The 23,780-nt window shown below is 70.7% G+C and carries 26 protein-coding genes and 1 pseudogene; 15 read left to right on the plus strand and 12 right to left on the minus strand.

Going from position 1 to position 23,780, the window contains the following annotated elements; all coding sequences use genetic code 11:
• Nucleotides 1-42: 42 nt before the first annotated feature.
• The 4 genes from AB0I79_RS55130 (at nucleotide 43) to AB0I79_RS55145 (ending at nucleotide 2,771) form a co-directional block, all read left to right on the plus strand.
• Complete coding sequence (locus tag AB0I79_RS55130) at nucleotides 43-561, plus strand: hypothetical protein (RefSeq protein WP_357892643.1); 519 nt, start codon at nucleotides 43-45, stop codon at nucleotides 559-561.
• Nucleotides 561-1,088: a hypothetical protein gene (locus AB0I79_RS55135; RefSeq protein ID WP_357892645.1), complete on the plus strand. Its 528-nt coding sequence runs from the start codon at nucleotides 561-563 to the stop codon at nucleotides 1,086-1,088. The genes AB0I79_RS55130 and AB0I79_RS55135 overlap by 1 nt, the downstream gene beginning before the upstream one ends.
• The gene (locus AB0I79_RS55140; protein WP_357892647.1) at nucleotides 1,085-1,417 is read left to right on the plus strand and encodes a hypothetical protein; all 333 of its coding nucleotides are present in this window, start codon (nucleotides 1,085-1,087) and stop codon (nucleotides 1,415-1,417) included. Before AB0I79_RS55135 ends, AB0I79_RS55140 begins: the two co-directional genes overlap by 4 nt.
• A gap of 169 nt (nucleotides 1,418-1,586) precedes the next feature.
• Nucleotides 1,587-2,771 (plus strand): DUF2786 domain-containing protein, encoded by a 1,185-nt coding sequence (locus tag AB0I79_RS55145; protein ID WP_357892649.1) that lies wholly within the window; start codon nucleotides 1,587-1,589, stop codon nucleotides 2,769-2,771.
• 115 nt (nucleotides 2,772-2,886) lie between these two features.
• Here the strand turns inward: AB0I79_RS55145 and AB0I79_RS55150 are convergent, their stop codons facing one another.
• The 4 genes from AB0I79_RS55150 to AB0I79_RS55165 all read right to left on the minus strand — a co-directional run bounded on the left by AB0I79_RS55150 (nucleotide 2,887) and on the right by AB0I79_RS55165 (nucleotide 5,833).
• The gene (locus AB0I79_RS55150; protein WP_357892651.1) at nucleotides 2,887-3,621 is read right to left on the minus strand and encodes an FtsX-like permease family protein; all 735 of its coding nucleotides are present in this window, start codon (nucleotides 3,619-3,621) and stop codon (nucleotides 2,887-2,889) included.
• Nucleotides 3,622-3,651: 30 nt separating this feature from the next.
• Nucleotides 3,652-4,293: a TetR/AcrR family transcriptional regulator gene (locus AB0I79_RS55155; protein WP_357892653.1), complete on the minus strand. Its 642-nt coding sequence runs from the start codon at nucleotides 4,291-4,293 to the stop codon at nucleotides 3,652-3,654.
• A 20-nt stretch (nucleotides 4,294-4,313) separates the two neighbouring features.
• Nucleotides 4,314-4,964: a hypothetical protein gene (locus AB0I79_RS55160; RefSeq protein WP_357892655.1), complete on the minus strand. Its 651-nt coding sequence runs from the start codon at nucleotides 4,962-4,964 to the stop codon at nucleotides 4,314-4,316.
• 305 nt (nucleotides 4,965-5,269) lie between these two features.
• The gene (locus AB0I79_RS55165; RefSeq protein ID WP_357892657.1) at nucleotides 5,270-5,833 is read right to left on the minus strand and encodes a nuclear transport factor 2 family protein; all 564 of its coding nucleotides are present in this window, start codon (nucleotides 5,831-5,833) and stop codon (nucleotides 5,270-5,272) included.
• A 96-nt stretch (nucleotides 5,834-5,929) separates the two neighbouring features.
• On the opposite strand from AB0I79_RS55165, the gene AB0I79_RS55170 reads away from it, so the two are divergent.
• Nucleotides 5,930-6,457, plus strand: a complete 528-nt coding sequence (locus AB0I79_RS55170; protein ID WP_357892659.1) for a nuclear transport factor 2 family protein — start codon at nucleotides 5,930-5,932, stop codon at nucleotides 6,455-6,457.
• A gap of 133 nt (nucleotides 6,458-6,590) precedes the next feature.
• On the opposite strand, the gene AB0I79_RS55175 is transcribed toward AB0I79_RS55170, so the two are convergent.
• Entirely contained in the window at nucleotides 6,591-8,234 is a 1,644-nt protein-coding gene (locus AB0I79_RS55175; RefSeq protein ID WP_357892661.1) for an AMP-binding protein, read from the minus strand.
• A gap of 44 nt (nucleotides 8,235-8,278) precedes the next feature.
• Nucleotides 8,279-9,118: a YafY family protein gene (locus AB0I79_RS55180; protein WP_357892663.1), complete on the minus strand. Its 840-nt coding sequence runs from the start codon at nucleotides 9,116-9,118 to the stop codon at nucleotides 8,279-8,281.
• A 61-nt stretch (nucleotides 9,119-9,179) separates the two neighbouring features.
• On the opposite strand from AB0I79_RS55180, the gene AB0I79_RS55185 reads away from it, so the two are divergent.
• The 3 genes from AB0I79_RS55185 (at nucleotide 9,180) to AB0I79_RS55195 (ending at nucleotide 12,661) form a co-directional block, all read left to right on the plus strand.
• Nucleotides 9,180-10,076: an NAD(P)H-binding protein gene (locus tag AB0I79_RS55185; protein WP_357892665.1), complete on the plus strand. Its 897-nt coding sequence runs from the start codon at nucleotides 9,180-9,182 to the stop codon at nucleotides 10,074-10,076.
• Nucleotides 10,077-10,356: 280 nt separating this feature from the next.
• Nucleotides 10,357-11,787, plus strand: a complete 1,431-nt coding sequence (locus tag AB0I79_RS55190; RefSeq protein ID WP_357892667.1) for an MFS transporter — start codon at nucleotides 10,357-10,359, stop codon at nucleotides 11,785-11,787.
• Nucleotides 11,788-12,055: 268 nt separating this feature from the next.
• Nucleotides 12,056-12,661: an ADP-ribosylglycohydrolase family protein gene (locus AB0I79_RS55195; RefSeq protein WP_357892724.1), complete on the plus strand. Its 606-nt coding sequence runs from the start codon at nucleotides 12,056-12,058 to the stop codon at nucleotides 12,659-12,661.
• Here the strand turns inward: AB0I79_RS55195 and AB0I79_RS55200 are convergent.
• On the minus strand, nucleotides 12,631-13,503 hold the full coding sequence (locus AB0I79_RS55200; protein WP_357892669.1) for an oxidoreductase: 873 nt from the start codon (nucleotides 13,501-13,503) through the stop codon (nucleotides 12,631-12,633). The two genes, AB0I79_RS55195 and AB0I79_RS55200, sit on opposite strands and share 31 nt — an antisense overlap.
• A 70-nt stretch (nucleotides 13,504-13,573) precedes the next feature.
• Nucleotides 13,574-14,326, minus strand: a complete 753-nt coding sequence (locus AB0I79_RS55205) for an alpha/beta hydrolase (RefSeq protein WP_357892671.1) — start codon at nucleotides 14,324-14,326, stop codon at nucleotides 13,574-13,576.
• 95 nt (nucleotides 14,327-14,421) lie between these two features.
• Between AB0I79_RS55205 and AB0I79_RS55210 the strand changes: the two genes are divergently transcribed.
• The 3 genes from AB0I79_RS55210 to AB0I79_RS55220 all read left to right on the plus strand — a co-directional run bounded on the left by AB0I79_RS55210 (nucleotide 14,422) and on the right by AB0I79_RS55220 (nucleotide 17,443).
• Nucleotides 14,422-15,345 (plus strand): LysR family transcriptional regulator, encoded by a 924-nt coding sequence (locus AB0I79_RS55210; protein WP_357892673.1) that lies wholly within the window; start codon nucleotides 14,422-14,424, stop codon nucleotides 15,343-15,345.
• A gap of 227 nt (nucleotides 15,346-15,572) precedes the next feature.
• Complete coding sequence (locus tag AB0I79_RS55215; RefSeq protein ID WP_357892675.1) at nucleotides 15,573-16,757, plus strand: histidine kinase; 1,185 nt, start codon at nucleotides 15,573-15,575, stop codon at nucleotides 16,755-16,757.
• Nucleotides 16,754-17,443: a response regulator transcription factor gene (locus AB0I79_RS55220; RefSeq protein ID WP_357892676.1), complete on the plus strand. Its 690-nt coding sequence runs from the start codon at nucleotides 16,754-16,756 to the stop codon at nucleotides 17,441-17,443. The genes AB0I79_RS55215 and AB0I79_RS55220 overlap by 4 nt, the downstream gene beginning before the upstream one ends.
• Nucleotides 17,444-17,479: 36 nt before the next feature.
• On the opposite strand, the gene AB0I79_RS55225 is transcribed toward AB0I79_RS55220, so the two are convergent.
• The gene (locus AB0I79_RS55225) at nucleotides 17,480-18,376 is read right to left on the minus strand and encodes a CPBP family intramembrane glutamic endopeptidase (protein ID WP_357892678.1); all 897 of its coding nucleotides are present in this window, start codon (nucleotides 18,374-18,376) and stop codon (nucleotides 17,480-17,482) included.
• A gap of 488 nt (nucleotides 18,377-18,864) precedes the next feature.
• Between AB0I79_RS55225 and AB0I79_RS55230 the strand changes: the two genes are divergently transcribed.
• A complete protein-coding gene (locus AB0I79_RS55230) occupies nucleotides 18,865-19,023 on the plus strand; it encodes a hypothetical protein (RefSeq protein ID WP_357892680.1) in 159 nt (52 codons plus the stop codon).
• 331 nt (nucleotides 19,024-19,354) lie between these two features.
• Nucleotides 19,355-19,486, plus strand: a pseudogene (locus tag AB0I79_RS55235) (helix-turn-helix domain-containing protein); the annotation flags it as partial.
• A gap of 74 nt (nucleotides 19,487-19,560) precedes the next feature.
• On the opposite strand, the gene AB0I79_RS55240 reads toward AB0I79_RS55235, so the two are convergent.
• Nucleotides 19,561-20,271 carry a PhzF family phenazine biosynthesis protein gene (locus AB0I79_RS55240; RefSeq protein WP_357892682.1) on the minus strand — a complete coding sequence of 237 codons (711 nt, stop codon included), beginning with the start codon at nucleotides 20,269-20,271 and terminating at the stop codon, nucleotides 19,561-19,563.
• Nucleotides 20,272-20,479: 208 nt separating this feature from the next.
• Nucleotides 20,480-20,785 carry a DUF1330 domain-containing protein gene (locus AB0I79_RS55245; RefSeq protein ID WP_185101828.1) on the minus strand — a complete coding sequence of 102 codons (306 nt, stop codon included), beginning with the start codon at nucleotides 20,783-20,785 and terminating at the stop codon, nucleotides 20,480-20,482.
• A 188-nt stretch (nucleotides 20,786-20,973) separates the two neighbouring features.
• Here AB0I79_RS55245 and AB0I79_RS55250 point away from each other — a divergent pair, with 188 nt between their 5' ends.
• The gene (locus AB0I79_RS55250) at nucleotides 20,974-21,876 is read left to right on the plus strand and encodes a LysR family transcriptional regulator (protein ID WP_357892684.1); all 903 of its coding nucleotides are present in this window, start codon (nucleotides 20,974-20,976) and stop codon (nucleotides 21,874-21,876) included.
• Between the two features lie 11 nt (nucleotides 21,877-21,887).
• Here AB0I79_RS55250 and AB0I79_RS55255 read toward each other — a convergent pair whose 3' ends face one another.
• Complete coding sequence (locus AB0I79_RS55255; RefSeq protein WP_357892686.1) at nucleotides 21,888-22,181, minus strand: hypothetical protein; 294 nt, start codon at nucleotides 22,179-22,181, stop codon at nucleotides 21,888-21,890.
• A gap of 389 nt (nucleotides 22,182-22,570) precedes the next feature.
• Here AB0I79_RS55255 and AB0I79_RS55260 point away from each other — a divergent pair, with 389 nt between their 5' ends.
• Complete coding sequence (locus tag AB0I79_RS55260; RefSeq protein ID WP_357892688.1) at nucleotides 22,571-23,776, plus strand: serine hydrolase domain-containing protein; 1,206 nt, start codon at nucleotides 22,571-22,573, stop codon at nucleotides 23,774-23,776.
• Nucleotides 23,777-23,780 lie beyond the last annotated feature (4 nt).

Genomic DNA, 23,780 nt, shown 5'->3' on the forward strand with positions numbered 1-23,780 from the left:
CGAAAAGCCCCCGTAGTAACCCCCCAAAGAAAGGAAGCAGTAATGAAGGAGGAATCGACCAGACGCGGGCTGTTCGCCGGCATCCTCCGGGATCCGGCCGGCGCCACGCCGCTGCCCCCGTCCGACGCCCCCATCGGGGTCCTGGTCAGCGGCGCCGGCCAGGACGTGACGGTGCGCCGTTACGGCGCCTCGGCCGGCGTCGCCGCGGCCGCGCCCGTCGCGGCGAAGGCGGAGGAACTGCCCTACGGCTGGACGCTGCGGCCCGGCGACCTCGTCGTCATCGACGAGTCCGTCCCGGGATCTCCCGTGGCGGTCACCCTGCACCGCAACGTGCACGGCACCGTGGCGGAGGTGTCCGAGGACCGCATCACGGTCAACGGGCAGGTCTGCCTGCTCGATCCGCGCACGCTGCACTACGAGGGCATGGCGGGCGAGCCGTCCGCCAGGCCGCTGGCCCAGCCGCTGAAGCCGGGCGACAGCGTCGTCCTGGAGTGCTTCGACAACCGCGTGGACGGCACCCTGACCGTGCACTTCATGCGGCGGCTCAGTCGGGCGGCCTGATGGAACAGGTTCTGGCCGTGGTGCTGGTGGCGGCCTGCGTCGTCCTCACGGTGGCCTTCCTGGCCTGCCTGCGGGGAATCGCCGAGCTCCGGCTGCGCCTGACGGGGCGCGGCATGGATCCCAGCGCCCAGCTGATCATCGGCAGGAAGCTCCCCGAGAGCCTGGTCGGGCTCATCCCCGACGCGACGCAGGACGCGCTGGTGCTGTTCATGTCCAGCACCTGCGGCACGTGTCACGGCCTCGCGGCGAGTCTGGGCGAGTTCGAGGGCCGGCAGACGGTGGCGATCGTCGCCGGCGACTCCGCCTCGGACCTGCTCGCGACGCTCCCGCCGCACGTCGCGGCCTTCGACGGCGAACGGGCCAAGGCCGTGGACGCCGACCTGCCGATGGCGATGTTTCCCACCGTGCTCCTGCAGCGCGACGGGTTCCTGGTCGCCTTCGCCAGCGGCAGCGACGCCGACAGCGCCGCGGACCTCGAAGTGCTGTGGGAACAGAGATTGGACGTACCAGAGGGGATGAGCGCATGATCGTCGAGCACGTGAAGAAGACGCGGCTGACGAGGAGCAAGTTCCTCGCCGTCGCCGGGGCGACCATCGTCGGGGTCGCCAGCAACGCCTGGTTCCCCGGCCGGGCCGAGGCGGCGCCGGACGGCTGCTACGGCTACCCGAGCTGCAGCTGCTGCTCGGCCACGACGTGCTGCGCGAGCGGCTGCACCAAGCGGTACAGCTGCGGCGGCAAGCAGTGCTGGACGACGTGCGCCTACCTGGGCAGCACGCTGTACCGCTTCGACTGCTGCGACTTCACCAAGAGCGGCGCGGGGTGCATCTGCCGGGTGAATCACCGGGCCTGCACCTGACCCGGGGCGCGGTGCGGTGGGCGCCGCCGCCGCCCACCGCACCGATCGCCTCCCCCGCCGAGAAGTCGCGAGGAAACCGCTGTCCCGCCCAGCCGATGGCGACGAAGAGCTCAAGGCTCCGTCACGGTAGGGTTCTGGCGGACTTTCTTCAAGGTGGACGGCAGCACGTGTGAGTAAGGCAAATGAGCTGATCGGCGCGGCGATGGAGGCCCTCGCCCGCGAGGACGAGGCAGCCTTCGACTCCGCCGCCGCCTTCCTGGCCGACCGGGACGACGCCGATCGCGTGCTGGTGGAGGTCGTGACCCGTGCGATCTCGGGGTTGTGGCGGAACGGCTGGCAGCCCGCCGACGTGGTCAGGATCGCGGCCAGACGGCTGACCGACTGGCACGGGCGGGTGGCGGCTGACCTCATCGCCTGGGAGATGCGGGCCTACGCGCCGGCCACCGTGGATGAGCGCTGGCGCGACCAGCTCGCCGCCCTGGAGGCCGCGGTGTGGTGGAAGGGCGGCTACCTGGCGGCGCGGCAGGCACGCGACGGGGTCAGCCGGCTGATGACCGTCTCCGGCGGGCTGGAGCTGATGGGGTTGCTGACCGGGCTGCCCCGGCTGGAGTCGTTGAGCCCGCCGCCCGGGACCGCTCGCCGTACGGTCCAGGCGCGCCCGCGCGCGGTCAGCGAGAAGACGTTCGCGCGGGTGCGGGCGCTGCTGGCCAAGGCGGAGTCGACGACGTACGAGGCGGAGGCGGAGACGTTCACGTCGGCGGCGCAGAGCCTGATGGCCAAGTACAACATCGACGCGGCGATGCTGGACGCTCAGCCAGGCGGAGCTGAGGCCCCGGCAGGCATCCGGGTCGGCATCGACGCGCCGTACGAGCACCCCAAGGCCGTGCTGCTCGACCGCGTCGCCGAGGCCAACAGGTGCCGGGTGATCTGGTCGAAGGAGCTGGGGTTCGCCACCGTGCTGGGGTTCTGGGCGGACCTGTCCTGGGTGGAGGTGCTGTTCACCTCGCTGCTGGTGCAGGCGCAGACCGCGCTGGTGAACTCGGGTACCAAGAAGCACGGCACCGGCCGGTCGAGGAGCAAGACGTTCCGCCAGTCGTTCCTGTCGGCGTTCGCCTCCAGGATCGGGGAGCGGCTCGCCGAGGCCACGGCGGGTGCGGTCGCGCAGGAGAGCGACAGCCGGGGCACCGACCTGGTTCCGGTGCTGGCGGCCCGCGAACAGGAGGTGGAGCAGGCGGTCGAGCGCATGTTCCCGAACCTGGTCTCGCACAGGGCCCGCACGTCCTGGGACCGGGAGGGCTGGGCGGCCGGCCGTACCGCCGCCGACCAGGCCAGCCTCGGGACACGGGACCGATAGCGGGATGTGGAGGTGGGGCGCGGCGCGGCAAGCCGAACACCAGCCCACTCAGCTCCGCCAGACCGACGACTCGGCCTTGGCACCTCACACGCACCGCGCTCTGCGCCGGATCGGCTCAGGCCCGGGGCATCGCGACCGTCTTGATCCGGCTCGCGGCCAGTACGGCCGTCAGCACCGCGAGGACACCGCAGAGGCCGATCACCCCGATGACCGGTTGCCAGGGCACGTCGACGGCCACGAGCCCGGACAGTTGCGCCAGAGCGGCGTACAGGCCGAGCAGCCCGAGCCCGGTCGCGACGGCCGCCAGGACCACGCCCACCGCCACCACCAGCAGTGCCTCGGCCATGACGTACCGCAGGACCTGGGCCTTGGCCGCGCCGAGCAGGCGCAGGGCAGCGTGTTCGCCCGCCCGGTCAGGGGCCGCCATGAGCAGCGTGTTGACCAGGGCGATCACGGTGCAGCTCAGCATGATGCCGAGCACCACCAGCAGGCCGAGACGGCTGGCGGTGGTGCCGCGGTCCCTGGCGGTGGCGGCCCAGGCGGCCTTGGTCACGGCGCGAGCGTTGTGTCCGTCGGTGGCCCGCTCCAGGGCCTGCCGGACCTCGGTGGCGGAGGCGCCGGGCCGCAGTCTCACGTACGCGAGCGACGGCGGGGCGGACAGGGCGTGCGAGGAGGCGACGTAGGGGTCCGCAGCCGAGCGAGCGCCGAGCAGCGCGACGACCGTGAAGGTGGCCCGGCTGCCGTCGGCCCGCCACCACGTCACACGCTGCCCCAGGGGCAGTTCCCAGGTGGGTGAGACGGCGATCGTGTCGTCCCGCAGGTCGGCGAGCGCTCCGGCGGTGACCGGCACCGCCTCGTTGCCGGGCCGGGAACGCGATGGTCAGAGGTTCGGCGGCGGGTTCAGGAGTTCGCGGGCCAGGGCTTGGCCCCACCACCGCTCGACCCGGTCCGGGGACCAGCCGCGTTCGGCGGTGAGCGTGGTGTAGACGTCGATGCTGCACATGCCCGCGTAGATGTCGGCGGCAGTCCGCACGTCCAGGCCCGGGCGGAGGGTGCCGGTCTGCCACGAGGAGAACACCGCCACGCGGGTCTCGTCGGCGCGGGCACGGCTCTCGCGGTAGAGGGCGGCCAGTTCCGGCTCCGTACGGGCGGCTTCGCGCAGGGGCACGATGACGTCTCCGGCGTGTTCGAACAGCCGCCGGTCGAAGGCCGCCATGACCGCGAGCTGCCGCTCGGGCGTGGCCTCCGGTGCCTCCAGTTCGGCGAGTTGCCTGGAGGGGTCGGCGGACAGGCCGGCGGCGTCCACCAGTGCCCGCGTCAGCCCGGCCTTGTTGCCGTACACCGAGTAGACCGTCGGCACGGAGACTCCCGCCTCGCGTGCGACGTCGCGTACGGTGGTCGCCGTCCATCCCCGCGCGACGAAGAGCCGGCGCGCGGCCTGGGCGATCTCGGCGCGGGTCTCCATCGCCTGTGCCGTGCGGCGGAGCGAGTCGTAACGGCGCCGGGTCCCCTCTGCGCTCATGATGGGTAGCGTAGAGGAAGCTATCGCAGCAGCAGGGACAGGCTGTACGCCACTATCCAGGTGATCCAGCCCAGCCACCCGATCAGCCCCGCCGGGCCGAGGCGGTTGCCGCCCTCGACGTTGTACGGGGCGGCGAGCGAGGCGACGAGAAGCAGCGCGGCGCTGAGGTACCCGAGGCACGCCTGCCAGAGGGGAACGAGACCGCCACCGACGCCGGCGGCGGTGAAGCCGAGCAGTGCCATGGCCAGGAAGGCCTGGTTGAACCCGAACAGCACGTTGCTCATGCCCCACAGGCCCGCCATGGAGCCGTGTCCGTGGCGGGCGGCGGTGGCCATGCCGAACCGGAGCGCCTCGACGCAGGCGAACGTCGCGTTCTGCAGCAGCACTCCGGCGAAGCCCACCAGCGCCCATGCCCTCTGATCGGCGCTTCCGTCCCACAGCACCGACAGCAGCCCGGCCGCGAAGAGCGTGAGGCACAGCCACGTCACCGGTACGAGCACCGACGGCTTCTTCAGCGCGTCCGCGACCTTCTCGTACGAGTCGGTGGCCGCTTCGAGGCCCTTGCCCGACGTCGGCAGCGGGAGGCCGGAGCGGAGGTAGATGACGTTGACGGCGACTCCGACGAGCACGAACCCGATCCCGCCCAGCCCTGACAGAACCATGAACTCCATGCCGGCGCTCCCCTGTTATTGAGTTAACGCTACTTATAATGAATATATAGCACGTCAATCGAGCGCAAGGCTGCCCCCTGCCGCGAGGTCAGCCGGCAGGCATCCGCCGATGCGCGCCGGAGAGCGGGTTGGGCATGGCGGCGTGGGAGACCTCCGCCTGGAACGGGCCGATGAAGGCCGCATGCCCGAACACTTCCAGGACCACGAGGCCGCGAGCCTGCGAGAGCCGGCGGTGGTACGGCTGCCGGCGGGCGCTTGGTAGTGCGCCATCACGGGGTCCTCTCCGAGGACCTCGTGACATCGGCTCATCGACCTTCCCGGACCGGCTCATCCACCGGAGGGACGTTCCCCCAGTATTCGTGCAACGCGCTGATCCGCTCGCCCGCGACCCTGACGATGATCGTCTCCCAGTTGAGGTAGCCGGCCGTGGAGGCGGAGGCGCCGCGCGAGTCGTACTCGTACAGCACCCGGTCCCCCATGGTGGTGACGCCGCGCCGATGGCCCTGCACCCGGTTGCCGTTGTCGGCGTGGAACCGCGCCCACGCGCCGATGGCCTGCCGCCCGGCCTCGCCCTCGTGCCGCCCTCGCCACTGGCCGTCCGGGAACCAGAAGGAGAAGCGCGGCGTCAGCATGGCCAGGAACGGCTCCCATTCCCCCGTACGCCAGCCATGGTCGAAACGGTCCATCGCCCGGTCGGCCACGCGCCTGACCCCTCCCGGGCCTTCGAAGGAGGCGCCGGCCGACGCGCGGGAGGCGGTGGCCAGGACGGTCGCGCCCGCGAGGGTGCCGACGGCGGCCCCGAGCAGCGTCCGCCGGGACCCGGTTCGGGAAGGATCATCGGTCATCCGGGTGTCGCTTCTGTCGATCATGAGATGGGATTAGAGCAAGAGCAACCGAAAGATGGCGTAAACAGCCGTCCGCGAGAACATCGGTGCTCGACCGCCTGATTTGGAGGATGAGGGCAGATGGCTGATCGCCAGGCGATGGCGCGCATGTGGGACGAGCACACCTCGGCCGAGTTCGTCACTCGCGACGTGGAGGCCACGATGCGCACCATGACGGACAATCCGAGCGTCATGCACGTGCCGACCGGCATGGGGGGTGTCGGCTTCGACGGCGTACGTGACTTCTATCGGCGGTGGTTCGTGGGGCGGAACGCGGCCGACATGTCCATCGAGTCGCTGAGCCGTACGGTCGGGGAGGCGAGCATCGTCGACGAGATGATGATCACCTTCACCCATGACATCGAGATCCCGTGGATCCTGCCCGGCGTGCCGGCGACGGGCAGGCAGGTGCGCGTCCCGGGGATCGCGATCGTGGGCTTCGAGGGGACAGCCGTCGCCAGCGAGCGCATCTACTGGGACCAAGCCTCCGTGCTCGCCCAGGTGGGCCTGCTCGACCAGGAAACGGTGAAACGACTGCCCGTCATCACCGATCCCCAGGGCCTGCTGGCCGGCACCGTGTCCCCCAACCAGTTGGCACAGCCTCGATAGCACAGGCTGCCGGGCGGCTCTCGTACCGGCCGAGAACACCGCCCGGATGCCTGCCTTGCGCCAACGTGGGTGGCCGGTCCTGACCGAAGTACGGCGACGTCCCCCGCGGATCGCGGCGCTGGACGCGATCCGGTCAGCAGGTGGCGCCGCGCTGCCTGAGCTGGTCCTTGCGCACCTTGCCGAGGTCGTTGCGAGGCAGGGCCGGGGCGAGGAGCAGGCGGGTGGGCAACTGCCAGCGGGACATGCCGCGGCCGGTCAGGTGGTCGCGCAGCTCCTCCAGGGACGGGGGCGGGTCGGCGGCGGGGACGACGACGGCGCAGGGCAGCTCGCCGTGTTCGGCGCTGGGGTAGCCCACCAGGGCCACGTCGGCGACGCCCGCGTGCTCGCGCAGGCCCTCCTCGACGTCGTGGACGGGGATCATGCTCGCGCCGGGGCCGGAGATGCGGTCGGCGGCGCGGCCGAGGTACTGCAGGCCGCCGCGCCCGTCGTCGCGGACGAGGTCGCCGGTGTCGTACCAGCCGTCGTGGTCGCGCGGGACCCAGACCGGGCGGCCGGTGTCGCGCCGGAAGGTGCCCAGGCAGACGGAGGGGCTACGCACGGCGAGCCGCCGGACGCCGCGCCCGGCGCCCGGCTCCTCCCGCAACCGCACCTCAACGCCACGGCGGGGGGTGCCGATGCTGCGGGCGGCCCAGCCTGGCGGGTCCGCCGCGCTGGTGCTGAGGCCGCCGCCGGTCTCGGTCATCCCCCAGTGGTTTATCAGCTCGGCGCCCAGGTGCTCGCGGATCAGCAGCGCGTCCGCCGCAGTCAGCGGCGCGGCGAGGCTGTTCAGCCTCCGCAGCCCGGGGAGCGGCCGCGGGCGCAGCCGCTGCTCGGCGGCCAGGTCGCGCAGCAGACGCGGAATGGCGATCATGGACATGGCCCGGTGCTCGGCCAGCAGGTCGAGCCAGTGCGCCGGGTCGGGGCTGTCGCTGATCAGCACGCGGCGGCGGCGCAGGACGGTCTCCAGCACGATCTTCCTGAATCCCGCGGGAACACCGATCACGCTCGCGACGGCGACCGGGTCCGGGACGGGTCCCTCGGCCCGGGAGATGGCCGCGTGCATGGTGTTGAAGCTGTGCAGGACACCCAGGGCGTCACCGGTCGTGCCCGAGGTGAAGGCCACCAGCGCCACCTCGTCGGCGCGCAGGGGCGTCGGCGGCGGGAGCGGACCGCGCGCGCCGCGTAGCCGGGCGTCGAAGTCGACGGCGGAGGTGGCCGCCGCGTCACCGAGGACCACGCGGTGGCGCAACTCGGGCAGCCCAGCGGCCGCCTCGGCCAGGACGCCGGCGTGCTCGACGCCGTCCCAGCGGTCCACGGTGACGCATACGCCCGCGCCGCAGACCCGCAGCCTGCGGCGCAGCTCGTGCGCGCCCATGCCCAGCTTGAGCGGCAGCACGACCGCGCCGAGGTGGGCGCAGGCCAGCGCGAGCGCGACGGCCTCCCACCAGTTGGGCAGCTGGAAGGCGACCACCTGGCCGCGCCGCACGCCCAGCCCGTGCAGGCCGGCGGCGAACCGGTCGGCCTGTTCACCCAGCTCGCCGAACGTCAGCGCGCGCGTCCGCTCCCTCCGGTGCGCCGACGAGCTGATGAGTGCGACCTGACCGGGGACGGCGGCACGGGCACGGGCGAGATCGTCGACGACGGTCTCCTCCCGCCAGTGGCCGGCGGCGCGGTAGCGCGCCGAGGTGATGGGATCAGGGTGGACGGTGGTGGCCAGCTCGCGCAGTTCGGCGTTCACGGCCCGGCACTTCCTCTCCTTTGCCTAGTATTGACAAGGAAGTACTACCCATAGTAATTCTTTGGTAACTTAGCGTGGCATACGGGCGATCCGCCGTCCACCGGTGCGGCGGCCCCCGACGCGCCGCCGCCTTCCGGTCCGGCGCCCGTGGCGGCGTGGCCGGGGCGGGGGCGGCGGCCGAAGTCGGTGGCCAGCCAGGCGGCGAGGTCCTCTGCCGGTCTGCGGCGCTCGCCGGGCCCCGGCTCCCCCGTCTCCGGCTGCCGCACCCGGTCGAGGCGGAACACCCGCCAGTCGCCGGCGTCGAGATCGTGGGCGAGGACGTACCAGTGGCCGCGGGCGTAGAGGCAGCGCACCGCCTCCACCCGCCGCTCGCTGGCCACCCCGTGCCGGTCGCGGTAGGCGAACCGGAGCACGAGGTCCTCACCGGCCGCCCGCAGCAGCACCGACAGGATCGCCGGGTCCACCTCCCCGCTCTCGCCGCCGGCGTTCTCGCTGCCCGCGGCGGCCTGGTCGAGCACGGTACGCAGCCGCCGCGGCAACACCCGCGACAGCTTGGCCAGCGCCCGCTGCGCGGCGTCTCCCGCGAGCACGCCCTCCGCCATGCGCAGAGCCGCGACCAGGGCGAGAACCTCGTCGTCCTGGAAGATCAACGGTGGCGTCCTGCTGCCGGGGCGCAGCGCGTAGTGGCCGCCCGGCCCTGGGCGGCTCTCGACCGCGTAGCCGAGGCGCTGCAGGCGGGCCACGTCACGCCGCACGGTGCGGGTGCTGACCGCCAGGCGCTCGGCCAGCTCACCCGCCGACCAGCCCGGCCTGGCCGCCAGCAGCTCCAGCAGGTGGAGGGTACGGCCGGCGGGATCGCCGTCGATCGGCTCGAAAACGGTCATGGTTCCAGTGTGCCGACCATCGCGGACAGGATCCGGCCACATCTCCTCGTACGGTGACGGCATGGAAATCGCCATCACCGCACCGTCCGGCAATGTCGGCCGCCACCTGGTCGGCCACCTCGTCCGCGCCGGCGTCCGCCCGCGCCTGCTGAGCCGCCACCCCGAACGGGCCCGAGCGGGCTGGGGCGACCTCGTGGACGCGCGCGAGGTGGACCTGCGGGACGCCGCGGCCGTCACCGAGGCGACCCGCGGCGTCGACGCGCTGTACCTGATCGTGCCGCCCGGCGAGGGCGACGACCCCGTGGCCGGCTACGCCGAGGCCGGCGAGGCCGTCGCCGCCGCGATCGCCGCCAACCAGGTCCCCCGGACCGTCCTGCAGAGCAGCGTGGGCGCGGAGCTGCGCAAGGGCGCCGGCGAGATCGACGGACTGGGCCACGTGGAGGAGACGCTGGACCGGCTCGCCGCCGCCCACCCCGGCCTGGCCGTCACCCATCTGCGGTGCGGCTACTTCTACAGCAACCTGCTGTTCGAGCTCGACGCCATCCGCTCGGGCTCCGTGGCCGTGCTCCTTCCCGCCGACCAGCGGTTCAGCTGGGTCGCGCCGGCCGACATCGCCATGGTGGGCGCGTCCCTGCTGCTGCGCCCCGACTGGTCGGGACGGCACGTACGCGCCGTGCACGGCCCCCGGGACCTGTCCTGGAACGACGCCATGGCCGTGGTCGGCGAGGTCCTCGGCCGCACCGTCACCGTCCGGCGCGTCGAGGACGACGTCATGCGCGCCACGCTGGCCGGAGCGGGCCTGACCGAGGCGCAGGTCGAGGCCATCATGGGCATGTCGACCGGGTTGCGCGACGGATTCGTGCCCGAGCAGCCCAGGACTCCGGAGACCACCACGGACACGACGCTCGGCGCGTGGGCCTGGGCCGAACTGCGCCCCGCCCTGGCCGCCTCGGGCTGAACCCGCCGCGGCCCCGCCCCGGCCCCGGCCAGGTAGCGCTCTGCCGAGGATGAGCGACGTTCAGGGTTGGAGCGTGGGTTGAGGCTTGCCCGCCCGCCGGCCTGGCCGCGAGCGGCGGATGGCGCGGAAGTTTCCGGCAACGGTTCAACGACATCGTGGAACGCATGAGTGCTGACCACTACGAACGGGTCGCCGGCCCGTCATCCGTCCAGCAGCCAGGAGACGAGCCCAGCTCCCCCTCGATCCGCGGAGGAGCGCAGAGCGTCCTGGAGGTGAGCCGGTGACCGCCACCCCACCCTCCACCCCGCCCGCCTGGCGGGAACTACTGGGCCGCGAGCACCTCGGCTCGGCGATCGTGCTGGCCGGCGGGGTGCTCGTCGGCGCGATCAACATCTACCTGGCGGCGAGCCTGCTGCCGACCGCGGTGGCCGAGCTCGGCGGCGCGAGCTTCTACGCCTGGAACATGACTGTCTACCTCGTCGCCATGGTGATCACGACGATGCTCACCGGCCGGTTCCTGACCCGGTGGGGCACCGTCGGCGCCTACCTCGCCGGCTTCGCCACGTTCACCGCGGGCTCGCTGGCCTGCGCGCTGAGCCCGGCGATGACGGTGCTCCTGCTCTCCCGGGGCGTGCAGGGGCTGGGAGCGGGGCTGCTGTCCGGGCTGGGATTCGCCGTCATCCGGTCGGCACTGCCTGCCCGGCTCTGGACGCGCGGCGCAGCGCTGATGTCGGCGATGTACGGCGTCGGCAACTTCGCCGGACCGGCACTCGGCGGCCTGTTCGCCCAGATCGGCTCGTGGCGGGGGGCGTTCGCGGCGATGGCCGTGATCGGGGCCGGGTGCGGCGTGCTCGTGCCGCGCGTCCTGCCGCACAGCCAGGACAGCGGGGAACGGGTGCCGATCCCGGCGGGGTCGCTACTGCTGATCACGGCCGCCGCCGCAGCGGTGAGCGTGGCCGGCGTCGTGGCCGGCACCCCGCAGAAGGCCGCCGGGATCGGGGTGGCGCTGCTGCTGGTGGCCGGGTTCGTCGCGCATGAGCGGCGCAGCGAGCACCGGGTCCTCCCGCGCACGACCTACCGCCCCGGTTCGTCGCTGAAGTGGGTCTATCTGACGCTTGGGCTGCTCGCCTTCGGCGTCGCGGTGGAGTCGTTCCTGCCGCTGTTCGGCCAGCGGCTGGCCGGGCTGCCGCCGCTCGTGGCGGGGTTCTTCGCCGCGGCCATCTCGCTCGGCTGGTCGGTGACCCAGATCGGGAGCTCGTCGGTGGCCGGGCAGCGCGCGGTGCGCCGGCTCCGCGTGCTCGGACCGCTGCTGCTCGCCGCCGGCCTCATCCTCCAGGGGCTGCTGCAGCGTACGGACCCGCCGGTCTGGCTGGTGCTGGTGTGGGTGCCGGTGCTGTTCGCCGCCGGGGCCGGGATCGGCCTCGCCTACCCGCACCTGTCCGTGGCGGCGATGTCGAGCACCCAGGATCCCGAGGAAGGCGGACGGGCCGCGGCGGGGGTCGCCACCGTGACGAGCCTGTCGATCGCGTTCGGCACGGCCGTCGCCGGGATGCTGATCAACCTGGGCGGCGACTCCACCCTCAACGCGGCCCGGTACACGCTGTTCGGCCTCGGGATCATCTGCGCGATCGGCGCCCTCACCGCCCACGCCGCCAACCGCCGGAGCCGGACGGATCCGGCCGATCAGGTCTCGCTCCCCCGGGCCTCGTGACCAGGTTCCCTGTTCGGCACCTTCACCTCCGCCTTCGTCAGGAGACCTCATGACCGACCAGTTCCTCTGGCCGGTCTACCTCGCCGGCCTACCCTCATCCGCCTTCTCGATCTCCGCCACGGGGCGGCCTCACTGATGCCGGCGGCCGGGGTGGAGACGAAGGTGGTGCGGGAGACCCGGGGCCACACCTCCCGCGCGTTCACCGCCGTCGGATGAAGTACGTCGGCGAACAGCCGACGTACTTCACAATGAGAGCGATGTCAGCTCCCTGACTGAAGTCGTCCACCAAGCCACCCTGTCGGCACAGGTCACCCACACCCATCCCGAGGCAGTGGCCGGCGCCGTGGCCATAGCGGTGGCGACAGCCGTGGCCGCAACAGAACCCGACCTGCCCTCCGGACACTTCCTCGATCACATCAGCGAACACGTACCCGCGAGCATGGTTCGCGACGGCATCGCCGAGGCCCGGCAACTCCTCACCATCAGCGACCCCGCGCTCGCCGCCCAGATGCTCGGGAACGGACGACAGGTCACCGCGCACGACACCGTGCCGTTCACCCTCTGGGTGGCAGCCCGCCAACGCCACGACTACGAGGCGGCCGTATGGACCACAGCGGTGGCCGGAGGGGACGTCGATACCACCTGCGCCATCGTCGGGGGCATCGTCGCCGTTGCCGAGGGCATCCACCTGCCACCGCAGTGGAGGAGACGCTGCGAACCCCTGCCGGACTGGGCAGGTGCCCCGCAGCGCTTTCCATGGCGTACTGACACGATTCTTACCCAACCTCGGCACCTGCCCGATGTTTCTGGTGATCTACAGCTCGGCCGGGTCAGATCGGCCGCTCAGGCGGCAGGCAGGGGAAACTTGATATGAGTGAGGAGTTCGGAAACCTCCCAGAGCTTTTGCGCAGTGTCATCGTCGAGTGCTTCGCCGGACAATTCTTCGAGGGCGGCGGGGCCGCGTACCCCGAACCGGCTGGGGCCGGAGAAGCTGGCGCCGGGAACGTTGCCGACGGTGGCCAGCAGGGTCGGTCGGGCCCCACCTTCGGGGCTTTGGGCCAGTAGCCGCGTTCCCAGTGCGAGGGTGTGGTCAAGGATCCGCCGGCCGGTGGTCATGGTGAATCCGGTGGCTGCCCAGCCGGGATGCGCTGCCGTGGCCAGGATCGGTGAGCCGGCCCTGTTCAGGCGGCGCTGCAGCTCTCGGGTGAACAGCAGGTTGGCCAGCTTGGTCTGTCCGTAGGCGCCGAACGGCCGGTAGGGCCGTCGTTGCCACTGCAGGTCCTCGAAGTCGATGCGTGCGCCGCGGTAATTGGTGGAGGACACGGTGATCACCCGCCTGGTGATCTGGCTCAGGAGCAGATTCGTCAAGGCGAAGTGCCCGAGATGGTTGACGCCGAGCTGGCTCTCGAAGCCGTCGGTGGTGTGCTGCAGGGTGTGGGTCATGGAACCGGCGTTGTTGATCAGATAGTCGATGGGGCCGTCCGTCGTGCGGGCGAACTCACGCACGGAGGCCAGCGACCCGAGGTCGAGCGGGCGTGACTCGGTGAGGCCGCCTATCTCGGCGGCGGCCGCGCGGCCGCGGGTCTGGTCGCGCACGGCGAGGATGACCCGTGCGCCCTTCGCCGCCAGTGCGGCAGCGGTGGCCTTGCCGATGCCGCTGCTGCCGCCGGTGATGATGACGGTCCGGCCGGTCTGATCGGGGATGTGCATGGTCATGAGGTGAAGGCGGTCTTTCCGTGATCGTGTTGCGTGGTGTTCAAGATCGATGGCTTCCGGATGTGCGGCTTCACAGGCTGTCCCAGAAGTCCGACATCATGCGGGCGGTCCGGGCCGGGTCCTGAAGCATCCACCAGTGACCGAGCGCGTCGAGGTCGACGGCACGGGCGCCGGCGCGCTGGGCGGCGCGGTGGCGGAGGGCAACGCTGCCGGCAGTGAGGTCGTCGGTGGCCACGGGAACCAGACCGGGCCGGGCTGCTGCCGCCGGCAGATTGCGCCCGCGTTCGGCCAGCATGTCCTCGGGTACGGAGCGGTACAGCGACAGAATGGCTCTGCCCATCTCGGGGCCCTGCCCGAGCGCCACCTGGCCGGCCGCTGACTCCGGGATGCCCCACGAGATCATGCGCGCCGTCCGTTCCGCGGCGTCTCCCGAGAAGGTTTCCTCGATGTGGCGTTCCCCATCCCCCGGCGTCTGCCAGGTCTTTGCGATCTCATGCCACGAGAAGTCCGGTTCGTACCCGCCAATGGTGTCGCTGATCCAGCTGCGCACCAGGTCGGGACGGGCCATCGCGACTTCCAGCACGTAACCGCCGCCGAAGTCGTGACCGACCAGGTCCACCGGGGTCCTGAGCTGCGACAGTTCGTCAATGAGCCAATCCCGGTAGTCCAGGAAGGTGGCACCGAAGCCTGCAGGAAGTGCGGAGCCGAAGCCCGGAGGTGAGAGCCGGACCACGTCCTGCTGCTGGGACTTGGGCAGCTCGCTGATCAGAGGTGTCCAGACCGCAGAGGTCACCGGGACGCCGTGGACAAAGACAATGGTCATACGAGGCATGACACCACCAGACCGGCGTAGGCGTCCAAGACCTGCATGGCACCCCGTGATGCAAGAAGTGCATAACGGGGGACTAGTCTGGGGACATGCTTCCCGATCTGGACCTACGGCTGGTCCGGTACTTCACGGTCGTCGCCGAGCAGCTGAACTTCGCCCGGGCGGCCGAGGAACTGCATGTTGCCCAGCCTTCCCTGAGCCGTCAGATCCAGCGCCTGGAGAACACTCTCGGCGTGCGTCTGCTGGAGCGCACCACCCAGGGCAGCCGCCTTACCGCCGCAGGCGCGGCTTTCCTGCCCAAGGCACAGCAACTGCTGCACGGCGCCCAGCAGGCGGTCCAGACCGCCTTGGCCGCGGCGCCGGCGCGCACGATCACCATCGGGTACGTCGACGATCTCGTCATCACACCCGCCGTGCGCAACCTGCGCCAGCGATATCCCGACGCCCACGTCCGTACTCGTCACCTCGGCTCGCAGGACGCCTCCATGCTGCTGGAGCGGCAGGTCGATGTCCTGGTCACCCGTACGCCGCTGCCGATCCCAGCCGGGGATCTGGAGGTGACGGTCCTGTACTCCGAGCCCCGGGTCCTGCTCGTGCCCGCGACGCACCGCCTCGCGGGGAAAGAGACGGTCACGGCCGACGACATTGCCGCAGAACCACTCGTGGGCTGTACCGGGATGGGCGTCGAATGGACCACCTTCTGGCGGCTCGAACCCCGATCGGACAGTGAACCCGCCCCGGTGGGTCCTACCTTGGCCGAGACCTACGAGGACAAACTCGAGGCCATCATCGACGGCACCGCCATCGCCATCGTCCCCGCCGGCGACCGGCGCTACACCCTGCGCCCCGGCCTGGTCACCGTTGCGCTCGACGGGATCGAGCCTTGCCAGATCGTCGTAGCCACCCGGACCGCGGACACGAACCCACTCGTCACAGAGTTCGTGCGATCCGCGAAGGACCTCCTGGTCGGGCACATCACCAGCGTTACGGCCCCTCCCGCCCGTTCTGCGTAGTGTTGTCCCGCTGATGGGAGGGTTCCCGGGCGCGGTGTCACGACGGAAGGACCGCCGCGTTACGGCACCCGTCCCAGGCCCGGCATGCTGCCCGGTCAGCTGTCCGCTGCGGAGGTAGCGGGCGAGCGCTCCGGGACCGGCCACGACACTGAAGAGCAGCTTCCCGCGCGAGATGGCGAAAGCTCTGAGTGCCCCAGGTACGGGCAGAGGGCCATTAGACTACACCGATGATCGCGAGCGTTCCCCTGGCCGTCCGCTCATGGCCGATCTGGTGGAGAGCCCGGCATGCCTCGGTCAAGGACAGCGCGCTCGCGGTGACGCTCACTGCGCTGGCGTTCGTACCTACGCTGTCCGTCATCGGAGCGCAGCTCAGCGACCTGCCGAAGCGCCCGGCCGGCGCCTTGGCGGTGGTGCTGACCGTGGCGCAGTCGGCGCCGCTGGCGCTCCGCAGCCGTCACCCGGCGGCCTGCCTCGCCGTCATCGGCGCCGCCTTCGCCGTTCATCAGGCGCTCTGCTATCCGCAGACGTTCGCCAGCATCGGCTTCTACCTGGCCCTGTATACGGCCGGAGCTCAACAGTCCCGGCGGCGTCGCACGCTCGCGGCGGCGGTGAGCGCCGGCTACGCCGCGCTGGCGGTCGTCCTGAGCCAGTTGGGATCCCCCAACCGGATCTCGGACTTCCTCGCCTTCTACCTGGTTCTGGTGGTGATCTGGATGGCCGGCGTCGGCGTGCGCCGATGGCGGGCCGAGGAGGCCGAACGGCAGCGGCTCGGCGCGCTGGCGGCCAGCGCCGACGAACGCGCCCGCATCGCCCGTGAGCTGCACGACGTGGTCACCCATCACGTGACCGCCATAGTGGTGCAAGCCGACGCGGCACAGTTCCTGGTCGGCACCGCACCGGAACGCGCAGGGCAAGGACTGGCCGCCATCAGCGACACCGGCCGGCAGGCGCTGACGGAACTCCGGCATCTACTCGGTGTGCTGGAGGCGACCGGCGACGCCGCGCTCACGGACCGCACGCCGGCCCTCGGCAGGGTCGCCGACCTGGTCGAACAGGCCCGCGTCTCCGGCCAGCCCGTCGAACTGACCGAGCACGGTGAGCGCCTGCCCCGGCCCATCGACGTCGAGCTGGCCGCATACCGGGTGGTTCAGGAAGCCCTCACGAACGCCATCAAGCACGCGACGGGCCGGCCCACCAGGGTCACGGTCCACCACCGCGCCGACCACATCGACATCGAGGTGACCACCGACGGGTCCGCTCTCGCAGAAGGCCCCGCCGTGCCGTCCGGGGGACGAGGGCTGGACGGGCTGCGCCAGCGCCTACACATGCTGAACGGTGAGCTGACCGCCGCAGCCCGGCCCGGGGGCGGGTTCAGCGTCCGGGCCCTCATCCCGTCCAGGGGCACCGCATGACCAGTACGCCGATCCGGGTGCTCATCTGCGAGGACCACGAGCTGGTGCGCACCGGCTACACCACGGTCTTCTCCGCCCAGCCCGATATGGAGGTCGTCGGGGAGGCCGCGGACGGCCGCGCGGCGCTCGAGGCCGCCCGGCGGCTGCTGCCGGACGTCGTCGTGATGGACATCAGGATGCCCGTCCTGGACGGCATCGAGGCCACCAGGCGACTGGCCGGGCCCGGCGTCGCCGATCCGGTGAAGGTGCTGGTGGTGACCACGTTCAACGTCGACAAGTACGCCTACGAAGCGCTCAGGGCAGGCGCCAGCGGGTTCCTGCTCAAGGACGCGCGGCCGAAAGAACTGGTGGACGGCGTACGCACCATCGCGCGCGGTGACTCCCTGCTGGCACCCGCCGTCACCCGTGCCCTCATCGGCCGCTTCGCCGAGCGCTTGCGCCCCACCGACTCCTCCCGCACGGCCCTGCAGGAAGTCATGCGGGCACTGACGCAGCGGGAGCTGGAGGTACTCGAACAGCTCGCTGAGGGCCTGTCCAACGCGGAGATCGCCGGACGATTGTCCATCAGCGCCGAGACCGTCAAGACGTATGTGTCGCGGATCCTGACGAAACTCGACCTGCGGGGCCGTGTACAGGCGGTCGTTCTCGCCTATCGGGTGGGATTGGTGCCCGCCGATCAGGGCTGACGCGGCGTCGGCTCCCGCGGCCGGGCATCGTGCCGGTCAGGCGGAGAGCTTGGCGCGGTGCGGGCGGGGCCGGATCTGACCGGTGCGGGCGGCCCGCCGCAGCAGGAAGATCGTGGGCACCATGCAGACCAGCAGGGCGAAAAGGCTGGCCTCGGGGCCGAAGGTGCCGCCGGTCAGCGCGGCCGGACCCGACAGCGTGACGTTCAGCAGGCCCTCGGGCGGTACGCCCGACCCGGAGACCGTGACACCGAAAATCCCGGCCTGGGTGAAGTTCCAGGCGAAGTGCAGGCCTATGGGCAGCCACAGCGAGCGGGTGGCGACGTAGGCGGCGGCCAGCATGGCTCCGCCCGTCAAGGCGATCGCGAACGCGCCCCACAGGGTGGCGTTGGGGTTGACCAGGTGTATCGCACCGAACAGCAGCATGGATACGACCAGGGCGAGCACCGTGCCGATACGTTCCTCCATGATGCGGAACACCACCCCGCGGAACAGCAGTTCTTCGGCGACGGCGACGCTCGCCATCAGGCCCGCGGCGCCGAGGAAGCCGCCGAAGGAACCCCAGGAAACCTCCTGCCAGCCACCGAATACCGCGATCAGCACCATCAACCCGGCGAACAGGCTGAACCCGAGCACCGTGCCGCGCCGCAGCTGGGACCATCGGCCCGTCTTCCCGAGTTCGGAGATGTCCGGGCGGAGCTCGACGGCCCGGCACAACCAGTGGTAGCAGGCCACAGCGGTGATGGCCAGGCCGACGCCCACCGGCAGGGCGAGGATGGGGACGGGCGAGACGAGTTGGTTGATCCCGCCCGTCACCACCATCACACCGAACAACGCGACCAGCAGGACGGGGAATCGGAACCTGCGCAACCGGCCGCGGCCCGTGGCAGGGCCGGCTTGCGGGAGGGTACTTTCCGGGTGCTCCGGGGACGCCACGATCGCGATCCTCTCGATCAATTTCCGCGGTGTCTTCCGCGGCTTATGAGAGGTTAGGGATCGGAGCCGGGCGTGCCATCCCCCTGGAACGGACATCGCGGTAGCTCTCACGGGGGATCAGGAACCTGTACCGCGTCAAAATTCAGTCGCGATGGCTCTGAGCTGTGGTTTGACTGCGTCCGGCCCTGACGACAAGATCACGCTTTGTGCCTGTTCGCCTGCTCTATCTGATCACGGTTCGGGTGTTCGGCCGGCTGATGTTGCTGGGTCGCAGTCGATCGGGCCGTTCTCGCGGCGCTGGGCCGGTGGCTGCCGGCGGTGCTGCGCGCTCATCGGCTGGTCACTCCGGCGGCGTCGCTGGCGTGGCATCGTCGTCTGCTGCGACGGGCCTGGACCCACCCTGCGAGGGCCTCGCGTGGTGTACGCGAGCTCCGGTCACCTGGGAGACGGAAGCGTGCACGGCAGGATGATCCGCTGTGCTGCTTCGCTTGGCCTACCTGACCGTCACGAACGCGTTCGCCGCGCTGCGGTTGCTGCCCATGAGTGATCGGGACAAGGACGTGGAGATTCTCGTTCCGCGTCACCAGATCACCGTCCTTGAACGCCAACTCGGCGGCGTCCTCCATGAGTACTCACATGCGACTTGACCCGCATGGATGGAATTTTCAGCAGGCGCATACCGGCCTACGCGGCGTCGGAGTGTTTGAGCCTGGAGGCGGTCGTGGAGCTCGGCTTCCTCGGGTGTTTCCGGCTCGCTGCGCTGCCGGATCGGGGCGGGCTTGGGTCGCAGCGTCACGCGGTCGTTCGCGGCGGCCTGTTCGGCTGCCGCCTCGGTTTCGGCAAATGCCCGGTAGAGCGAGGCGACGGACGGCGGCTGGCCCTTGTTCTTGCCGCCCCGTGACTAGCATGATCCGGAGCAAAACCGGCAGGTAGCACAAGACCTCCAACCACCGAGGCCGCGTCGGCGGCCGTCCTCGCGCCCTGACCTCCGAACAGATCGCCGACGCCCGCATCCTGCTCGGCGCCGGACAAACCCGAACCGCCGTCGCCGCCAAGCTGCGCGTCTCCCGATGGACCCTCAGCCGCGCCCTCGACACCGCGTCCCGCTGACGGCCGCCACCGGGTGCCAACGCTTGACCGCAGCGGACAGCCCCAGCCCCATGCGGATCGCAGAAGAGGACGGTCTAGTCGTCGCCGAAGTGTCCGTCGCGGACCACCGCCAACCCGCCGACCCGGGTCGTGATGCCCGCCGGCCCGCGTCGGGCCGAAGCGAGCACGCCGGCCGGTCGACCGAGGGCGTCACCCTGCTCCACCTCGATCACGACCGTCTGCGCCCCTGTCGTGTCGAGCAGGTGGGCGGCCAGGCAGCCGGTGCTGTTGGCGTTGGCGACGTCCTCGTCGACACCGATCGCCGGCGCGAACATCCGCGCCGCACCCGGTCGGTCGCCCACCGGCGGTACGTACACGAAACAGCCGAGGAGCCCGTACCGCCGGCACGCCTCTGTCGGCCTGCCGAGGTGTGGGCAGACTCGGAGCAGCGCCGACCGGTCGTGGACCGGTACCAGCATGCGTGGTGCGCCGGGCGCGGCGATGCGGGGCGCGTCGATCGGATGCGGATCGTCCGCGGTGAGCCCGAGGCGCGGCGACGATCGCGGCGCGCTCGTCCGGCGCCGGGTGACGCAGCGCGACGAGGTGAAGAACCGGACCGGCCGGCCACCGTCCGGCGTCCGCCCCGGGCCGAGGAACGCCGCGTGCGAGGTGCCGGCCGCAGCAGCGACCGCACGCCGGTCCGCGTCCGTCGCCGCCGGGTCGTCGTCGGTGACGGCCGTGGGGCTGCCGCCCCGGCCGTCGCGCCGCACGCACGCATCAACCACCGTGACATCCGGCCAGGACATCGGCCCCCCTTTGACGCTCGACGAACCGGCAACCGCGAACGACGTCCGCCGATAGCCGGACCTGGCCGCAACGGCCGGCCGAACGCGTCCCGGAGCGTACCGGCCTGCCTCAGCCGGTGCCGTCCTGCACCGGATGGTGGATGATGACCGCACCGCCGGTGGCGTGCGTATCAGGTGACGGATGCTCAGCGACGGCTGGGCCCGCCGGTCAGTCGATGCCTTCGACGATGCGGAAGTCACGCTCGAAGCCGTCGGGGAGGGCCACCAGCGCCTTCTGGTATGCCTCGCTCTCGTACGCCGCGACGGCCTGTTCGAAGCTGTCGAACTCGATCAGAACGACGCGTTGCGTGATTCCGGCCTCGTGGGCGACGACTCGACCGCCACGGGACGGGATCCGGGACAGGACGCGCCCGCCCCCAGCCTGGACAGCCGGACCGGCCAGCTTGTCGTAGGCAGTCAGCCTCTCAGGGTCGGAAATGGCAGGGTAGACACTGACCCAGTAGCCCTTAGCCATGGAAACCTCCTGTGTTGGGCCGGACACGTCCGACTTCGCGTTGACACTCAGATCGATCGATCCCGGCGACGGGTACTGCGGTCAGTTGAATCGTCATATGCGCAGGTTAGGGCTTGATGTGCGGTCGAGGGAAAGACCGGTACGAGATAGACTCAGAACGGATCGTTATCAATCGGCAGGGAGGGCACGTGGCGCCGGACACGGTGAGCCTGCGGTACTTCCTGGTGCTGGCGCAGGAGTTGAACTTCACCCGCGCGGCCGCACGGATCGGCATCGCACAGCCCGCACTCAGCGCCCGGATGCGTCGATTGGAGGCGGAACTCGGTACGGCCCTGCTGGTCCGCAACACGCGTAGCGTCGTATTGACCACGGCCGGTGCGGCTTTGGCGGAGTCCGCGCCACCCGCGCTGGCGGCGCTGGACCGGGCATGGGACACCGCCCGGAGCGCGGCGGCCGGTGAACTGGGCACGCTGCGCATCGGATACAGCCTCAGCACCGGGGCCGAGACGGCACCGGCCCTGGTGGACAGGCTGATTCGCGGCAACAGCGGACTCGAGGTCAGCGCGGTCCCGATGGCGACACCGGAGATCTCCCCCGCGGTCGCCGACGGCCGCATCGATGCCGGGATCACCCGCGGTGAACAGCCGGGCCGTGGCGTGCGCCGGTTCCTGCTGCGGCGTATGCGCGTCGGGGTCCAACTGGCGCAGCACCACCCGCTGGCCGAACACCCGGAGATCGAGATCGCCGACGCGGCCGCGTATCCGCTGCGACTCCCGGACCGTGCGGCCAACCCCGTGATCCACGATCAGCTGTCCGCACTGTTCCGAGACACCCGACCACACCCCCGATTCCACACGCCCGCAGTCTCTTTCGACATGTCTCAGCGCGACCTGCTAGACGGGGTCACCCTCGCCCCGGCCGGAGAAGCCGCGGTCACGGGACAACCGGCCGGTCTCACCTGGCGACCGCTGCGGGGCGCGCCCAGCCTGACGATCCACCTGGTCCTCCCACGCGAGCAGTCGCCACTACACCGCCGTATCCGTGCCGTCGCCAAAACCCTGGCGCACGAGCTGCACTGGCTGCCGGACTGACGCGCAAGAGGTCAAGCGAGACGGACGCCTGCGGTGGCGAGGCCGAAGACCTTACGCCCGGCGGACTTCGCGGTGATGACGACGACGGCGGCGGTCTTGCTGAATGTCCGCGGCGGCGTGTCCCGCTCGAAATACGGTTCCGTGCTCTGAACTGGGGATTGCTGCATGATCAAGGCAGCGGCTGCGACCATCGCCAGGTGTTGCTGTCGCCTGTCTACCAGTCGGTGAAGGGCTTGTTCGACCTGCTGACGGTGCCGGCCCACTCCGATCTGCCCAAAGATGTTGAGGTACTGGTGCTCCGTCACGAGAACCAGGTCCTCCGCCGTCAGCTCGGCAGCCGGCCTCGGTGAGGTGGCGCCGACCGGCTCTGGCTTGCGACGTTGTCGCGCCGGTCTCCACGGTGTGGGAGATCCTGCACGCCGCCGGTATCGATCCGGCACCCCGCCGAGCCGGGCCGACCGGATTCTGATCCTCAACGAACGCCATCTGGCCCGCGTGCTCCAGAAGTATCTGATCCACTACAACCGGCACCGGCCGCACCAGTCCAGGCAGCAACGTCCCCCGGCCATCGCAGCTCAGCCCGCTCACGACGTGACCGACCTCAGCGGCCAGCGGATCCGTAAGCTATGTGACTCAGGTATCGGATGTGACTTAAGGGGCATAAGTGACCGGCCTTTCCCGTAGAGCTCTACTCGTGGCGTCGCCGGCGGTGCTGATCGCTGGGCGACCGGCACAGGCGGCGCCACCCGCCCCTGTGGTACGCACGTCGGGAACCGCGCCGACTCAACTGGCGGGGTACGACAACCTGCTCAAGAAGTTCGTGCTGGATCGCCAGATCAGGGCCGCGCAACTGGCCATCATGAAGAACGGCAAGATCCTGCTCGCGCGCGGCTACACCTACGACGACTACTCCAGGGTGCCCTCCGTCCCGTCGCCGACGTCGTTGTTCCGGATCGCCAGCCTGAGCAAGAACATCACCTCGGCCGCCGTCATGCGCCTGGTGCAGGACGGCAAGCTGAGCCTGTCGGCCAAGGTTACCCAGTTGCTCGGCCTCACCCCGGCCGACGCCCGGATGGAGCAAGTCACCGTGCTCCGCCTCATGCAGCACCTCGGCGGCTGGGACCGCGACGTCTCCAAGGACCAGCTCTGGCTGGACCACACCATCTCGGCCGCGCTCGACGTACCGCTGCCGATCGGGCACGACGACATCATCCGGTACGCCACCGCCCGCCCGCTCGACCACGCCCCGGGCACCAAGATGGTCTACAGCAACTACGGGTACCTGCTGCTCGGCCGGATCATCGAGAAGGTCTCGGGACAGCCCTACGAGACGTACGTCAAGACCAAGCTGCTCCAGCCGCTCGGCATCACCCGCATGAGGCTCGGCGAGAGCCTCAGGAGCGAGGCCGCGGCCGGCGAGGTCAGGTACGAGTCGCAGTACACGAACAAAACCGTGCTGGACACCTCCGGCACCATCGTCCCGTACCCCTACGGCGGCTTCAACATGCCCAACCAGGACGCCAACGGCGGCTGGCTGGCCTCCGCCGTGGACCTGGTCCGCTGGACCCTCGCCTTCGACCGGCCGGGCACCGTGCTGAGCTCGTCCTCGATCGCCAAGCTGGTGGCCAAGCCGGAGATCGGCGCCAACGAGTACGGATCCTGGTACGGCGGCGGCTGGTGGTGCCGCCAGGTCACCGGCCACCTCAACACCTGGCACAACGGCTCGATGCCGGGCACGTACACGTACCTGGCGCGGCTGCAGAACGGGTTCAGTTACGCCCTGCTGCTCAACCGGCGCGAGGAGAGCGGGTCGCTCGACTACGACGGGATCGACGACGACATGAACAAGGTGACCGTGTCCTCCTGGCCCACCACCGACCTGACCTCAAAGTACTTCTGAGCTG

Source organism: Nonomuraea sp. NPDC050202, assembly GCF_040656115.1.
Lineage (GTDB): Bacteria > Actinomycetota > Actinomycetes > Streptosporangiales > Streptosporangiaceae > Nonomuraea.